Consider the following 15,525-nt stretch of genomic DNA (forward strand, 5'->3'; position numbering starts at 1 on the left):
ACTTCTCGACTACGGCTAATCGACGTATGTCCGTGTCGCGGGCATAGGGCCGAAGACCTGCTTGAGGGGTTGAGCTCTGCGCTGTGTGACGCTTGGGAGGGTTAGCTGGCAACCAGTTCTGCCCACGCATAGACGCAATCGCATCCTTGGGCTTGTGTTCAACACCCTACGCACCAGCGCCTATGTCGGTCCGGCTTGAATCTGCCGGAGTGCAAGTCAAGCTCGCCACGGTGGACTGAGGTGGCGCGGATCATTTCAGGGCCCCCGCGGTGAGGCCGGAGACGATGCCACGCTGCAAGAGAACGAAGGCAGCGAGCATGGGAGTCACATAGATGGCCGCATAGGCCATAATGCTGTTCCATTCGTTGGTGTTCGGCCCCATGAAGCTATTGAGCCCGACGCTGGCCGGTTGCAGCTCAATTCTCTGGATCATCGACTTCGAATAGACGAACTCGCCGAAAGCCTGCATGAAGATCAGGATGGCGCCGACGAGGATGCCGTTGCGAGCGAGCGGCAGGACGATTCGAAAAAAGGCGCCGACGCGGGAACTGCCATCGACGAGGGCCGCTTCCTCCAACTCCTGCGGAACGCTCATGAATGTTGCGCGCACCAGCACTATGAAGAAGGGCATACTCTTGGCGGCGATCGCGAGGATGACCGCCAGGCGTGGGTAGTCGAGCAGCCCGATCTGTGAAAAGCCAACAAAGATTGGTGTGATCATCAGTGATGACGGCAGGACCTGCAGCATGAGGATGAGGAAGAGCCCGACATCCACCAGACATTGCGGTAGCGTGCCAGCACATAGGCGCAGCCGACACCGAGAACCAAGATAACGGCTACGGCACCGAAAGCTATGACCAGCGAGTTCCAGATGTAACGCCCCATGTTGCGGCTGTGCCAGACTTGGGCGTAGATCTGCCACTGTGGGTCGGTCGGCCAAAAATCCGGAGGGTTGGCAAACATCGCCGAGCCGGACTTTAGCGCCGTGATGTACATCCAGTAGAGCGGGAATAGATAGATGGCGGCGAGCACCAGCGCCACGGCCAGCATCAACTTTTCGCGGAAGGTATCGGTCACCCCCGCACCTCGTGACGTGTGGAGCGGACGTAGACGATTGAGGCGAACATCACGAAGACGATCATGATCACAGAGATCGTCGCTCCCTTGGCGAAATCGTACTGTCGGAACGACAACTCCCAGGCACAGTATTGCGTGACATTGGACGAATTGTTCGGTCCACCGGAGGTGATCGCGGCGAAACGATCGAACTGCTGCAGCGTGAAGATCAGGCCGAGCGCGATGACAGCGCCGATCGTCGTGCGCATCATCGGCAAGGTAATCGTCCAGAAGCGTTGCAGCGCGTTGGCTCCATCGAGCTCCGCCGCCTCATAGAGATCCTTCGGTATGCCCGAAAGCCCGACCGAAAGCAGGATCATGTTGAACGAGGTACCAAGCAGATATTGGCGATAATCACCGCCCAGAGCGAACCGTGCGGATCGGAGCGCCAGAAGATATTGCCGTCGGTCACACCGATTTCCCTCAAGAAGAAGTTGAGGACTCCAAAATCGCCCGAGAGAATCCAGCTCCAGATCGCACCAACCACTAGGCCGGGCATCACCCAGGAGACGAGAAAGAGACCGCGAAGCCAGGACGCGTCCGGAAAATTCATCCAAAAGAAAAGTGCCAGCCCGAAGCCTATGACGAATTGGCCGGCAATCGAGGCGCTGACGAAGAGTGCCGTGTTAAGGAGAATTGGGCTGGTTTCCAGCTGCGCGAAGAGCTCCGTGTGAAGCCGACAAAGGGTCGTCCGAAGGTTCCAAGGCTGAACAGATCCACTGTTGGAAACTCATCAGAACGTTGTAGACGAGCGGTATGCCGGAAAGGGTGAGCAGGAAAGTGAGCGGCAGTGCAACGAGCGCAATGTCGAAGCCCTTACCATCGATGATGCTGGACAGGATTTTCTTCATGAGCGCCTCCACATCCGATAGGCACCCCTCCTTTCAGCCGAGCACGGCCTTTATCTTTTTGGCCGCTTGGTCGAGCGCTTCCCTGGAAGACATCTGTCCGGTTAGCGCCGCCTGGATCGCATCTTGGATTGCCTTGGAGATCTTCGGCCATTCAGGGTGCGGGCCCCGAGGCTTGGCGTACTTGAGCTGTTCGAGAAAAACCTTGAGCGCGGCATCCTTGCGCGGCTGGCCGGTCTCGCGAATTGCGATATCGGTGCGGGCCGGGAGCAGACCGAAGTCTCTGAACATGCGGTCATCCTGGGAGATCAAATACTCAAGCACCCCGAAGGCCTCTTCAGGGTGCTTCGTGCTGGCGAAGATCGCCCAATTGAAGTCCCCCATGGAGGAGGAGCGTTCGGCACCGTCTTCCGGTACCGGCAGCAACGTCACGCCCCAATCGAACTTCGCTTCGGCAACCATTCGGTCGAGCTCCCAGGGACCGGAAATCGCCATGGCCGCGTTTCCGGAATTGAACGTCCCGGTCGAATCCCACTGGCTGCGCGTCAGCGTATCCGGAGAAGCAAGCCTCTCGTCGAGGATCGTTTTCCAGGTATCGAGCGCCCTGACCGCGCCATCGGTGTTGATGATTTCGTAACTGGCACCGGCCATCTGTGCCCACGGCAGGAATTGGAAGGTGCCCTCCTCGCTCGCCTTGGCCGAAAAAGTTATGCCGTACACGTTGGCTGCCAGGTCGGTCAGCTTTCGTGCCGCGTCCACCAATTCAGCCCAGGTTTGCGGCGGCTTGTCAGGATCAAGGCCCTTCGCCTTGAACATGTCCTTATTGTAATATAGCGCGATCGTGTTCGTCGCCTTTGGAACGCCGTAATGCCTGCCTTCCCACATCGTGGAGGCGAGCGGGCCTGGGAAGTAGTTTTCCGGCTTGATTACCGTCGATTTCGCGATCATGTCGGTCAGATCCAAAAAGGCGCCGCGCGACGCGAACAGGACATGTTCAGGATTATCGACCGCGATAATATCCGGAGCTTGGCCCGTGGCATAGGCGCGTAAGGCCTCGCTCACCAGATCGTCAAACGGGACCTCCCGGTACTCGATCTTGATGCCCGTATTAAGCTTGTTGTAGTCGGAGATTAGGTTCGACGCCGGCCGATCGTTATCGTGCGACCAGACGGAGATCGTCACGTCCTCGGCCTTGGCCGGAACATAGAAACACGAGACGGTAGCAAGCGCGAGAGCACCGAGCACGGCGACTTTGCGGATATCCATGGTCTCCTCCTCTTGGCTATCTTGATCCAGCCCCCTTTGGCCCCGATGACCGGGTCATGGAGGGGAATTCAACCCGGCCACGCCTCGGTCGTCTCGCGGTGGAGAGGGGCCGACGGCCTTCACTCTTTCGCAAGACTTGCACTGGCTGCGCGAGTTTCAGCCAGCCGTTCGTCCCATCAGTTTCCCAACACTGCCATTTGGTCGGTACGCTCTGCGCGAGCGGTGTCGTCCCGTTCGGGAGGCAGAGTGAACTGAAACACCGCCCCGCGAGGTTCATTCGCGGAGACCCACAGCCGGCCGCCGTGAGCCTCGACGATCGAACGGCAGATCGCCAGGCCCATGCCCATGCCGCTGGGTTTGGTTGTGTAGAAGGCCTCGAAGAGGCGGTCTATACTCTGCGGGTCCAGTCCCGGGCCCGAGTCCTGTACCCTGACATCCACGCCTCCTGAGGCCTCTGTCTCGGTGCTGATCAGCAACTCGCGCTCCCCCTCACTAATGCCGCTCATCGCCTCGATGGCGTTCATGATCAGATTGAGGATCACCTGTTGCAGCTGGACGCGATCTCCTTCCACGGACGGAAGGCTCGTCGCAAACTCGGTCTGCAGCGAGACGCCTTGCCGGAGCACTTCGCTGCGGGTCAAGGCAATCACGTGGCGAATGGCTTCATTGAGGTCGAACTGCTCCTTGCGAGGCGGTTCCTTTTTAACCAAACCCCGGATCCGGCCAATGACGTCGCCCGCTCGTTTGGCGTTATCGACGATCCGGTCGAGCGCCTCACGCACTTCCTCCAAATTTGGCGGATTGGTACCCAGCCAGCGCAAAGCCGCCTGGGCGTTGGTGACCGACGCTGCGATCGGCTGGTTGACTTCATGGGCGATGGAGGCTGTGAGCTGCCCCATGGTGGCGACCCGGTTTGCGTGGGACAGTTGCCCTTGTGCCTCTCGCAAGGCCCTCTCGCTTTCGCGTAACGCCTCTGCCGCCCACCGGCGCTCGGTCAAATCGAGGACAAAAGAGACACCTTCTTTCCTGCTGTCTTCGAACAGCGCACTGCCGACCAGCACGGGCAAACGGCTGCCATCTTTGCGAAAGTACTCCTTCTCGAACGGGTGAACTGCCCCGGTCGCCTTCAGCTCTTCAGCGGTCCGTGCGTCGCGGTCGCGCCATTCGCCCGGGGTCAGGTCCGTCAAGCATAGCTGACCAGAGGCAAGATCCTCTTGGTCGTATCCGACCATGCGGAGAAACGCATCGTTTGCCTCCAGAATGCGAGCTTCCATATCCCAGATGACGATCCCGATGATATTGGCCTTGACGAGGCGGCGGATCTTGGCTTCGCGTTCTGCGAGATCGCGGTACAACCGGGTATTCTGCAATGAGATCGCTGCCTGAGAGGCGAGCAGCTTAAGCACTGCGATTCGCGCTGGCGCGAAGACCCGAGGGGCGAGGTTATTCTCAAGATAAAGCACTCCGGTCAGCTCACCCTGATTAAGCAACGGCAGGCAGAGAATGGAACGAGCATGGTGCTGACAAATGTAGGGGTCGGCGGAAAATGGGTTTTGAGCTGTTGCGTCGCCAAGAACCACGCTCTCGTTTGTGCGCAAGACATAATGAAGGACCGATTCCGGCAGCATCATCGCGGTCACGAACTCGTCGCGCAGCTGTACCACGACCGTGTCGCCGCCGGTCGTGGCTTCCGCCGTGATCCGTGACTCACCGCCACGCGATACAATCAATAGGCCGCGCTCGGCCCCCGCCTGCTCAATGGCGGTGCGCAAGACCGTGTCCATCAGCTTTTCAACGACTATCTCGCCCGAGATGGCTTGCGACACTTTAATCACCGTGGCGAGGTCAAGTTGTTCGATCGGCACTCCGATCGTCCTCTTCGGCCCGGGTGCTGGCTCATCCTCTCGCAGGTAGGGATACAATGCATCGAGCTGCTGCACCTTGCCATCAGCTCCCCAACGCAGGTAGCAGTGCCGCGCGTTTCGCAGATGGGCATGGGTATTGGTTTCGAAGCCGCGCGCCGCGTAGAAGCGCGCTGCCAGTTCGGAGGCGAGCGCCTCATTGTGGATCAAGCCGTTGTCGCGGGCAGATCGGATGGCCTGCTCGTAGAGACGCTCAGCCTCGAGCCACTGCCCTTTGAGGCGGGCGATCTCCGCGCCGAGCAGCGCGGCGCGGCTCGCGAAATTGTCCGGGCAGTTCTCGGCCCACTCCTGGAGCCGGCGGTGGTGGGCTGCCAAGGCCTTGAGGTGGCGGGCTCGCTCCGCAGCGGGGGCCGCGTCGCAGAACGCGGCCCGTGCCAGCGCAGCGTAGAGATGGTATTCCGCCCGCTCGAAGATGGCTGGCGAGATCCAAAGAAGGCGTTCTGCTTTCGCCGCCGCCGCGACCGCTGCGGCGTGGTCGTGGGCGAAGACACGGGCCTGCAGCTTGCGGATCCAGTACAAGCAGGCTGCGATCGACAGGCGCGGATCCTCCTCCAGATGTTGTTCGAACCGGGTCTCATCGAACCCGGTATTGTTGAAGGAGCCGAAGATAGCGGTTTGGCCGCGGAGAGCCCGGACAAGCCCGACCTGCGCGGTGATGAGATCGACGACGAGACCGAACTTCGCTTGCCGCGCAAAGTCGAGCCCGGCTTCGGCCTCGCGCTGCACTTCGGCGAGCGGATTGCCGCTGGCGAGAAGTTGGGTGAGCACGTTGTTGCAGCTAAAGGCCGCGTAGGTCAGGTCACCGGCCTGGAGCGCCGTGTCGAAGGCGTGCCGTGCGATTGGACGGCCCCTTGGGAAGTGCCGCATCGGAGGCTTCGCGAGGTTCCCGAAGGCCAGGTAAACGCGGGCCTTGAGGCGGTCCGCGCCATTTTGCTCCACCATATCAAGCCCCAGCTCGCCTAAGCGGAACCCCGCCTTGTAGTCGCCGAAAAACAGTCCCAGTACGTTGCCCACCGCGGTGTAGGCGTAACACGAAGCGTCGCTGTTACCGTGCTCAAGGCTGAGATTTCCCATGCGGCCGATGACGAGGCACCGCAGGTTCTCGTCGGTGAACAAGGCCGGGGACACGAGCGAGGTAAGCACGTCCATTGTCGCGCACGCGACCGGATCGGTCATCCGGGGCAGGTCGAGCAGTGCGTCGATCGGACGGTCGCCGAGCTGCCGCCACATCCGCGCGTATTCCTGCCGGACGTCGTGCTTCGTCGGATGCGCCGACCAAGCGACGCCGACGCGGCGCAGGTAGTCGAGGCCGACAATGATGGCGCGGTCGCTTCGGCCGAGAGTCATGAAGAGGTCCACCCGCAGCCGGGTTACGGTGGCCAAGTCGGGCATGCTGACGGCGCGGCTTGCCAGTTCGGCGAGGCGCGCCTCCGCTTCCCCCAGCGCGCCGGTGAGGAACTCGCACTCGGCCATGTGCAGCTCCAGCGCGAAAGCGAGCTCGTACCGGCGCTCCCAGCAGTCCTCCGGCAATAGGGACCGGCCGGCAGTGAGATAGGTCAGCGCCGAAGCGTAGGCAGTCGAGGCTTTGGCGCGCCGGCCAGCGATCAAGTTCAGTTCGGCAACCCACTCCCGCTCCTCGCCCGAGGCGATCAGCGCGATGCCCCGGTTGAGTTGGCCGACGATGTCGAAGACACTCTCCTCGACCTCCTCCGGCGGCGTGTGCGCGACCAGCCGCTGGCCGATGGTGAGGTGTGCAGCGGCCCGCTCGCCTTCAGGGATAAGCGTATAAGCTGCCTCCTCGACGCGGTCGTGCAGGAAGTAATAGGCCCCATCCCTCCGGCATACCAACCCGGCTCGCTCCGCCTCCGATAGTGCTGCGTCCAGCGCAGCCTCGCTCTCCCGCTGGACCAGTTTGAGGGTGGCGATCTCGCCAACGTTGCCCAGACAGGCCAACTGCTGCAGGGCATCCTGGGTCGTTTCGGGGAGGCGGCGCAACTTGCTCAGCAAAAGGTCCACTACATTGTCTGTGTAACCCCTGGCGTGAATGCGCTCGAGATCCCAGGACCAGCATGCCTGTCCATGGTCGAAAGCGACTAGTCCTTCCTCGGCGAGTGCTGTGAGGAACTGGATGACAAAGAAGGGATTGCCGATGGTTTTTTCGAACACCAGCCGGGCCAGAGGCGCGGCACAGGCTGGCGCGCAGTGCAGCGCATCGGCAATGAGCCGGTCGAGATCCTCAAGCCGCAGCGGCGCCAGCACAATCTCCTGCGCCGGCACGCCCAAGCTGCGGATCGTCGCCAGCCGCCGCATCAGCGGGTGCGCTGGCGTGACCTCGTTGTCCCGGTAAGCGCCGATAAGCAGCAAGTGGCGCAGCTCCGGCTGGGTCACCAAGTGCTCAAGCAGGTCGAGCGTCGCAGCATCAAGCCACTGCAGGTCATCGAGGAACAGCGCCAGCGGATGCTCCGGCTGCGCGAACACGCCGAGCAGGCGGCGGAACACCATCTGGAAGCGGCGCTGCGCGTCCTGCGGCGGCAGCTCCGGTAGCGGCGGCTGCGGGCCAGTGAGGAGTTCGAGCTCAGGGATGAGTGTCACCATGAGCTGGCCGTTTCGGCCAAGCGCCTCGCCAAAGGCTTCGCGCCAGGGCGCCAGCTCGGCCTCACTCTTGCCAAGCAGCGGGCGGATCAGCCCCTGCAAGGCCTGCGCCAAGCTGGCATATGGGATGTCGCGGTTGTATTGGTCGAACTTGCCCGAGGCGAACAGCCCGCGCGACGGCACTAGCACCTTCCGCAGCTCGCCGACGACGGTGGACTTGCCGATACCGGAGTAGCCGGACACCAGCACCAGCTCCGGGCCGCCACCCTGGACGATGCGGTCGAAGGCCGCGAGCAGGGCTTTGATTTCGCGCTCGCGTCCATACAGCTTCTCCGGGATCAGGAACCGGTCCGGCGTGTCGTCTTCGCCGAGCGGGAAGGCATCGATGCGGCCCAGAACCTCCCACGCAGTGAGGCAGCGCCGCAAGTCGCGGCCCAGACCGGCGGCAGTCTGGTAGCGCTGCTCGGCCGTCTTCGCGAGCAGCTTCATGATGATCGCTGAGATGACGCCGGGCACGCCCTTCAGTCGCTCTGTGGGTGGCAAAGGCTTCCTGGCGAGGTGGCAGTGCACCCACTCCATCGGATCGGCCGCCGCAAACGGCAGTACACCCGTGAGCATTTGGTAAAAGGTGATCCCGAGCGCGTAGAGATCGCTACGAGAGTCGACCGATTGGTTCATGCGGCCGGTCTGTTCCGGTGCCATGTAGGCGAGCGTCCCGGTGATGGTCTCGGGCGGGTCGGGTGTCTGCCGTTCGCAAGAGAGGCGCGAGGCAATGCCAAAGCCGATCAGCCGCACCTCTTCACTCCCGCCACTCACTAGAATGTTGGCCGGGTTGACGTCCTGGTGGACGAGACCGCGCTGGTGGACCTTGCATAGGGTCGAGGCGATGGCGATGGCGATTCGTAAGAAATCTCCGACCTTCATCGGGCCGTCGAGCAGCCGCGCGAGCGGCTCGCCGCCGGGATCCTCGAGGACCAGCATGGTCCGGCCGCCTTCGCGCACGAACTCCAGGGGCCGCACGGCCCATGTACCTTCCAGTTCTTCCTTCAGTTCATATTCGTGGGCGAGGCGATCGAGACTTGAGGGCGTCGGGTGCTCGCTGGCGGGAAATACGGTCAGCACAGCGTCCCACTGGCCGCCGGCACCCCGACGCCGTCCGCGGCACAGCACGCGTTCGCCATCCTCCCACAGGACCTTCAAGGTGCTCTCCATCAGCGCCGAACCGAGAGGATGGGTTCAACCGCCGGACTCGGTCGACACGTTGGCGTTTCCCGACAGACTGTCAGCAACTTTGGCGCACAAAATTCGTCCGCCAGGTGGCCAGAGCAAGTATAAGAAAGATCATTACCACACATGACGTGGCCTGACGATGTCTTCCTAAGACATCTCCTTCCGTGCAAATTCCGAGGCAATCCGCCCCCTGATTCCGAAATCATTCGGGCCTCTCATTCCGAATAATAGTCGCCCCCTGATTCCGAGATGATGCGCTCCCAATTGGAGGGCTCTGAAGTGGGTCCCCTGCTGGTGTGAAGTTTCGTCCTTCGGCTGTCATGAGCGAAGGAACGGGATGCCAGCGGAGAGATTGGAGATGCGGCGTGTCCGCGAGACACTGAGATATCGCTTTAAGCAGGGGGCTTGGCCACATACGGGCGAGCGGCTGAGGCCATGCCTGTCGCTGAACAGGGCCTTTGCGTTAAATCCCGACTACGCATTTCTTCACTTCGCACATGGAATGGCGGCCGTGCGGCTCAGGAACGCCGATACGACGATTCGAGCCGTTCTTAGTCCTCACGATCCGTCTATATTTTCGTTCAAGACACTGCTCGGTATTGGCTTGATGCTGAGAGGCGAGCCCGATGACCTCTCAACGGCCCGGGTGCATCTACGGGAAGGCGCGTCCTTCGAACGCACAACCTATTATCCATTCATCGGAGCAGCGTTGCTCGGCCTCAGGGCGGGCAATACCGATGAAGTGAGGATCTGGATCTCTGATCCTTTGAAGAAGTTTCCAAACCTGAATGCGGAATACGTCCGAGAGGCGGCCCACCCATTCTATGAAGGCAGTCCTTACTGCGACTACCTCGACAGGTTGATCGAGCAGGGGCTCCCCCCGGGAGAGAAGCGTCTGATCGAAGAATAATCGCGTCAGTTAGAAGACTCCTGTTCCCGGCTTCTATGCCGTGTTCAGGCAGAAATTCCACTTATAACCCCTGTCCAAGTTTCCCGATCCAGCTCTGGCCGTTGCGTCGACGGCATTGGAAGGCTGGCGGAAGCAAACACCTTCGCAGGCGCGCTCCATCCGCTACCAGCTCACCATCGCCAAGCTGCCGCTCGCCAAAGAGAACGATGACTTCGACTTCGACGGCGCGCCGGTCAACGAAGAGCTGATCCGCGAACTCGCCACCGGCAACTTCCTGGCCGAACAGCACAACATGGTCCTCGTCGGCGGCCCGGCAACGGGCAAGTCGCATGTGGCCATCGCCATCGCCCGCGCCCTCATCCGCACATTTCGGCTGTTCGATTGAGGCAGCTTTGCGCCGATAAGCGACTTCGCCAAGGACAGATCGCGCCACCAGCCCCGACATTTACCTTCTTTTTATAGTTCGAATGACGAGTAGTCCTTACTGGACTTCACGTTTTGAAATGAACGGTCACTTAAAATGACTTCCTATTACGGGTCAGCGCGGTCATGTAACTGTTGAAGCTCGTCTGAGCCATCGCTCGACGACCAACGGACCAAAGAGCTGACAGCATGGAAAACCCGATCGCCTTGAATGGCATTGCCGAAAACAGCGTCTTCCGTAAAGGTGATGTTTTCGTCCTCTTCGGCGAACTCTTCGGTCGCGGATACGCGACTGGCTTGGTCAACGAAGCTCGGCGGGCTGGAATGGAGATCGTAGGAATTACGGTTGGGCGGCGCGACGAGAACAACGCACTGCGGCCTCTAAACGCCGAGGAACTTTCTGCCGCCGAAGGCCGATTGGGCGGCAGGATTATCAACATACCTCTAATGGCTGGCTTCGATCTCGACGCTCCGGCAGGCGGCCCCACTCCGACGGATCTCCTCGCGACGATGACGCTGGAGAGCTGGCAGCATGACAGGCTCGACTGGGACTACATTGAGCTGTGTCGAGACATCGCCACCTCGCGGTTCACGAATTCGCTTTCACAGGTCATGGCCGTTCTCGATGGAATGATTGCCGACGGCCGCAATGTTTTTTTCGCCCATACAATGGCCGGAGGTATCCCGAAAGCGAAGGTATTCCTGGTCGTTGCCAATCGAATCTACAAGGGTGTTGGTCCCCGCCACATGTCATCGCAAGCCCTCCTCGACAGCGACATGGGCAAGCTCATCCTGCAGAATTTCGACGAAGTCTCCGCAATCACCTTTCGACATCTTATCGACTTCAGCACGGCGATCCGGGAGCGCGTAGAGGCATCGGGCGGTCAGGTCCGCTATACGGCCTACGGGTATCATGGAACGGCAATCCTGATAGACGGCAGCTACCGTTGGCAGACCTACACCAACTACACGCAAGGTTACGCCAAGATGCGGCTCGAATGCATCGCGGAGGATGCCTGGGCAGCGGGCGTCAAGGCAACCGTCTATAACTGTCCCGAAATACGGACCAATTCGTCAGACGTATTTACGGGTATCGAGCTTCCCCTGATACCGCTGCTGCTCGCCTTGAGGAAAGAGAACGGTGGCCAGTGGGCAGAGGACCAATGGCAGGCATGCCAGCAGCTTCTGGCAGACGGCTTCACGATGAAGGATGTTTTCCAGAAGATTACCGATATGCAGGCCAACGAGGTCATGCGTCCGTTTTACGACTTCTCGGCGTGGCCAATGGCGAACAGCCAAGCACAGTCCGATCTGACCATCGGCACGTCCAACGAGATCACACAGATGCATCGGGACAGCAAGGCGATGATCAGCGACCTCCTGAGTGCCCTCGTGGTGGAGGCGACGGGGCAGCTTATTTTTGGTGCATCTTCAGATCCCGCCGGTCCTGTCCGGTGGCTCAACCACGATATCGTGGCGCGCCGACTTAACGCTTCCCACCTGCAAAAGGAGTCTCCCGCGCCGTTAATCGTGCAAGGGGCGAAAGACTCGCACCTCGAGATGGCTTGAGGAGTCTTCGAGCGCATCAAAACAGACGAGTTTCAAGTGCTCGCCTTGAAGGGATCGAATCGACGGCGGCGGGAGACGGGGACTTCAACGACCGCAGGCGCCAGCGCGTTGATGCGGATGTTGTTGCAGAGAGCAAGGACGATCGCGATGGACGCCGGCGTTTGCGGCCGACTAGGCCGTTGGAAATGGGCATTCAAACGTTCGTATGCATGTAGCTAGTCTTCACCTTCGACCATTGTCACAAAGACTGGAGAGTCATTCGAGCAGCCAAGCCCAGGCTTCTGTCTGGTGCGCTATCACACGGAGGAAAGGTTGCATGCGAGCGCAGCGATGAATAAGCTTCGCCGGCGGCACGTAAGCCGCTTCGTTGACGAGGATAAAGATGGCGACTGGTACCGTTAAGTTTTTCAACCAGGACAAGGGTTTTGGCTTCATCACGCCCGACAATGGCGGGGCAGATGTATTCGTCCATGTGTCGGCGGTGCAGGGCTCCGGACCACTTCGAGACGGAGAGAAGGTCAGCTACGAACTGGGCCAAGACCGCAAGACCGGGAAGTCGAAAGCCGAAAATGTCAGATCAGTTTGATCTGCAACTCTTCTCGCCCGAAGTAGACGATCAGCAACGTCGCCTGTTTCTGGCGGCGTCGGCGCTCTCGGCGCCAGGTGCAAGACGATCCAAGGGACGCTCGAAGACGAGCACGCAATCGATGACTTTCGAAGACGACATCGTAGGGCTTCAAGGCGCGTCTGGCTCCTGAGAGCATAGGGATATTAAAACTGACGATATGCGTCGCGCCCACTTCCTCCCCGTATAGTCAGTTCGTATCGCGGCGTCCGACCGCTTCACGGTGGCGCTCCAGGGCAGCGGTCCAAACGTCCATCGACATCAGCCTTCGGGAAGTTGGGCAAGCGCCGGCAGGAACTTGGAGAGTTCGTCGGACAACAGCTCTTGCCCGTCGCTCGTCATCGCGCCAGATACTCGCCACATATACCGCAGCCATGATCGTGCTGCCCCACGCTAGATTTAACCGCACCCTTCGACAGCAGAGGCACGCCTCGGCATCCGGCCGGGATGGTTTATCACGCTCGGGTGGAGGATCTCCATGTACGGGAATATCCCGCGCGACGAGGTTTAGCCGACCGGAAGAGGCGCGGTTCGGCCGCTCGCGCGCTTATGCAGGAATGGCCAGGGCATCGTCGAAAACCCCGCCCGACACCCCCCGTCCGAACAAAGCACAGGATGCTGTACCTCATCGCTGCCGCGTCAGCAGGGGGAGGCAAACGCCAGCGATGCCGTGATCCACAAGATCAGCAGAGGGTCAGTTCTGGTCATCGACGTACCTTCCATGACTGCGGCGTTCCGTGCGAACGAAACTCCAGAGCTGCCCGGATTCAGGGTGTGCTTTGGAGGCCCCGTGCACCACGCCTGATGGGACCTCCAGGCGGCGTGGATTGGCGATCGTAGTTTGCCGGGTTGTTCAGCCGGCGAGTTCATCTCAACGCGCGGCAAGTCGCTCGCAAGTGTCCTGGAGCGGCGAAGGCCGAATGGGAGCGTGAGGAGTCTTCGAGGCTGATCGACGTGCAATTACATCGCTAACAAAGACATGGCTCTTGCAACCCGTCAACAAAACATCCATATACCATCCAGGTGGATGGTGGAGGATTCCATGAAAGACAATGTACACAAGTTGCGCGACAAGGGCGGCGAATCGGAGAAGATCACCATCAATCTCGGTTACGTCGATCTCGGCCGCATCGACCTTCTCGTGCAGGAAGGATTCTATTCCAATCGCACCGACTTCATCCGAACAGCGATCCGCAACCAGCTCGCGGCCGAAGCCGAGGCGGTCAAGCAGTCGATCGTTCGGCACACGCTCGAGCTGGGGCTGCGCGACTACAGCAGAGCCGATCTGGAAGCGCTCAAGGCGGCCGGCGAAAGGCTTCACATCAAGGTCGTCGGACTTGCCCGCTTCGCACCCGACGTCACGCCGGAACTTGCTTTGGCAACAATTGAATCCATCACCGTGCTCGGCGCACTGCAGGCCAGCACCGAGCTCAAATCAGCGCTGGCCGATCGCATCCGATAGAGCAGCGGCGTGACCAACAAGGACACCTCGATGAATGAAGATTTTGCCACGGCCATGCTCCGTGCGGTACGGTCCACGCGCGCCCTGAAGCTCGCCGAGGCGACACGCGTGATCCAGAATGCACTGGCCGGTCAATTGGCCTTAGATACTCGCACCTCGACACCGGACATCACACCACCGCCGCCAAATCGGCGCTCCACCCCCTTTCCGATCGATCCGGATGCGGAGGTCATCGAGCCATCGGCAAAGCCTGCGGTGGAAGAGTCCGCCAATAGCGCTGGCGATGGCACCGCGTCGCGAAGGTTGCGGAATTCCTTGGGAGAAACGGTACGGATATTGCGCGAGGGGCGGTTGGCGTCCGGCGTTTTCGGATCGCTACATGACGTGAGCCTGCCCGGACTGGCAAAACGGGGGCCTCCGGCAGTTGTGCCGGACGGGGCACAGTTCCTGGCGCGATCCTTCACCTGCCCCGCGGGCTCGCGAAGCTACAGGCTCTACATTCCCGCATCCGCATCCGATCGGCCGCGCGGCCTTGTCATCATGCTTCATGGCTGCAAACAGGATCCCGAAGACTTTGCTGCAGGAACCGGCATGAATGCGGTCGCCGAGACGCACGGCCTGATGGTCGCCTATCCCCGCCAAAGCGGGGCTGACAACGCATCGTTCTGCTGGAACTGGTTCCGGCCCGCCGACCAGATGCGCGACGAGGGCGAACCCTCGATCATTGCCGGCATCACCAAGGAGATCATGGCCGAATTCGGCCTCGATCGCAGCCGCATCTTCGTGGCAGGCCTTTCGGCAGGTGGAGCAATGGCGGCGGTTATGGGCGAGACCTATCCCGATCTCTATTCCGCCGCGGGGATCCATTCCGGCCTAACCTACGGGTCGGCCAACGACGTCGTCTCAGCTTTCTCCGCGATGCGCGGCAATGGCGGGCTTGCATCCCATCCGAAGCGGCTCGCCAATGGACACCGGCTCCGGACGATTGTCTTCCAAGGGAGTGCGGATCGGACCGTGCATCCCTCCAACGCCGATCGGATCGTCGCGGCAGCCACGCCAACAGGCTCCGGATGGGCCGTCCGGAAAGAATCCGGTCGATCCGCCGGCGGGCGGACCTATCAAAGAACCACTGTTGTGGATGCCGCGGGACGGCCGGCGGTCGAATATTGGCTGGTGGAGGGTGCCGGCCATGCCTGGTCCGGCGGCCATTCCGCTGGTTCGTATACGGACCCGCATGGTCCGGACGCCTCTTCCCAAATGGTGCGGTTCTTCCTCGATGGGCAGAAGTAAAGGCGTCGACGTCGCTACAGCCGCAGCACTTGGTCCCGTGCTACTCTCGTCAGCCATCAGCAATTCCCTTCTTAGTCACCGCGTTTTGTCTGCTGAGTGCACCATAGAGTCCACACAACCATCAGACTCCTGCTTTCGGACAGTTAATGTTGGGCCCGTGCCTACCCTCACACTGGCGATCGACGGCGCGTGAACGGCGCTCAACCCCACCTGAAAACCGCACCTGCTCACGGCCGTGCTCTGATTGTGAACGAGCAATCCGGAACCAATCT

Annotated in this window: 7 protein-coding genes and 3 pseudogenes; 6 read left to right on the plus strand and 4 right to left on the minus strand. The window is 60.7% G+C overall.

All coding sequences use genetic code 11. The features are described from left to right. Positions 1-250: 250 nt before the first annotated feature. From CO656_RS27715 to CO656_RS27730, 4 genes and pseudogenes are all read right to left on the minus strand, one after another. Positions 251-1,077 (minus strand): annotated as a pseudogene (locus CO656_RS27715) (carbohydrate ABC transporter permease). Continuing rightward, a pseudogene (locus CO656_RS27720) lies at positions 1,074-1,967 on the minus strand (sugar ABC transporter permease). The pseudogenes CO656_RS27715 and CO656_RS27720 overlap by 4 nt, the downstream one beginning before the upstream one ends. 33 nt (positions 1,968-2,000) lie before the next feature. Then, positions 2,001-3,230 (minus strand): sugar ABC transporter substrate-binding protein, encoded by a 1,230-nt coding sequence (locus tag CO656_RS27725; protein WP_097527935.1) that lies wholly within the window; start codon positions 3,228-3,230, stop codon positions 2,001-2,003. Positions 3,231-3,406: 176 nt separating this feature from the next. Further along, positions 3,407-8,944 carry a trifunctional serine/threonine-protein kinase/ATP-binding protein/sensor histidine kinase gene (locus CO656_RS27730; protein WP_097527938.1) on the minus strand — a complete coding sequence of 1,846 codons (5,538 nt, stop codon included), beginning with the start codon at positions 8,942-8,944 and terminating at the stop codon, positions 3,407-3,409. A gap of 367 nt (positions 8,945-9,311) precedes the next feature. On the opposite strand from CO656_RS27730, the gene CO656_RS27735 reads away from it, so the two are divergent. The 6 genes and pseudogenes from CO656_RS27735 to CO656_RS27760 all read left to right on the plus strand — a co-directional run bounded on the left by CO656_RS27735 (position 9,312) and on the right by CO656_RS27760 (position 15,253). Continuing rightward, positions 9,312-9,884: a hypothetical protein gene (locus tag CO656_RS27735; RefSeq protein ID WP_245428555.1), complete on the plus strand. Its 573-nt coding sequence runs from the start codon at positions 9,312-9,314 to the stop codon at positions 9,882-9,884. Positions 9,885-10,029: 145 nt separating this feature from the next. Continuing rightward, positions 10,030-10,248, plus strand: a pseudogene (locus CO656_RS27740) (ATP-binding protein); the annotation flags it as partial. Between the two features lie 248 nt (positions 10,249-10,496). Continuing rightward, positions 10,497-11,876 (plus strand): hypothetical protein, encoded by a 1,380-nt coding sequence (locus CO656_RS27745; RefSeq protein WP_097527936.1) that lies wholly within the window; start codon positions 10,497-10,499, stop codon positions 11,874-11,876. A gap of 382 nt (positions 11,877-12,258) precedes the next feature. Further along, positions 12,259-12,462, plus strand: a complete 204-nt coding sequence (locus CO656_RS27750) for a cold-shock protein (RefSeq protein ID WP_037423747.1) — start codon at positions 12,259-12,261, stop codon at positions 12,460-12,462. 1,081 nt (positions 12,463-13,543) lie between these two features. Further along, positions 13,544-13,963, plus strand: coding sequence for a CopG family transcriptional regulator (locus tag CO656_RS27755; RefSeq protein WP_037423744.1), 420 nt, complete (start codon positions 13,544-13,546; stop codon positions 13,961-13,963). Between the two features lie 30 nt (positions 13,964-13,993). Next, complete coding sequence (locus CO656_RS27760; protein ID WP_097527939.1) at positions 13,994-15,253, plus strand: PHB depolymerase family esterase; 1,260 nt, start codon at positions 13,994-13,996, stop codon at positions 15,251-15,253. Positions 15,254-15,525: the final 272 nt, after the last annotated feature.

The organism is Sinorhizobium sp. FG01 (assembly GCF_002531875.1).
Classification (GTDB): Bacteria; Pseudomonadota; Alphaproteobacteria; order Rhizobiales; family Rhizobiaceae; genus Sinorhizobium; species Sinorhizobium fredii_C.

Coding starts and splice junctions, on each gene's coding strand:
- CO656_RS27750 (WP_037423747.1), top strand. CDS start 12,259: ATGGCGACTGGTACCGTTAAGTTTTTCAACCAGGACAAGGGTTTTGGC.
- CO656_RS27735 (WP_245428555.1), top strand. CDS start 9,312: ATGCCAGCGGAGAGATTGGAGATGCGGCGTGTCCGCGAGACACTGAGA.
- CO656_RS27760 (WP_097527939.1), top strand. CDS start 13,994: ATGAATGAAGATTTTGCCACGGCCATGCTCCGTGCGGTACGGTCCACG.
- CO656_RS27745 (WP_097527936.1), top strand. CDS start 10,497: ATGGAAAACCCGATCGCCTTGAATGGCATTGCCGAAAACAGCGTCTTC.
- CO656_RS27755 (WP_037423744.1), top strand. CDS start 13,544: ATGAAAGACAATGTACACAAGTTGCGCGACAAGGGCGGCGAATCGGAG.
- CO656_RS27725 (WP_097527935.1), bottom strand. CDS start 3,230: ATGGATATCCGCAAAGTCGCCGTGCTCGGTGCTCTCGCGCTTGCTACC.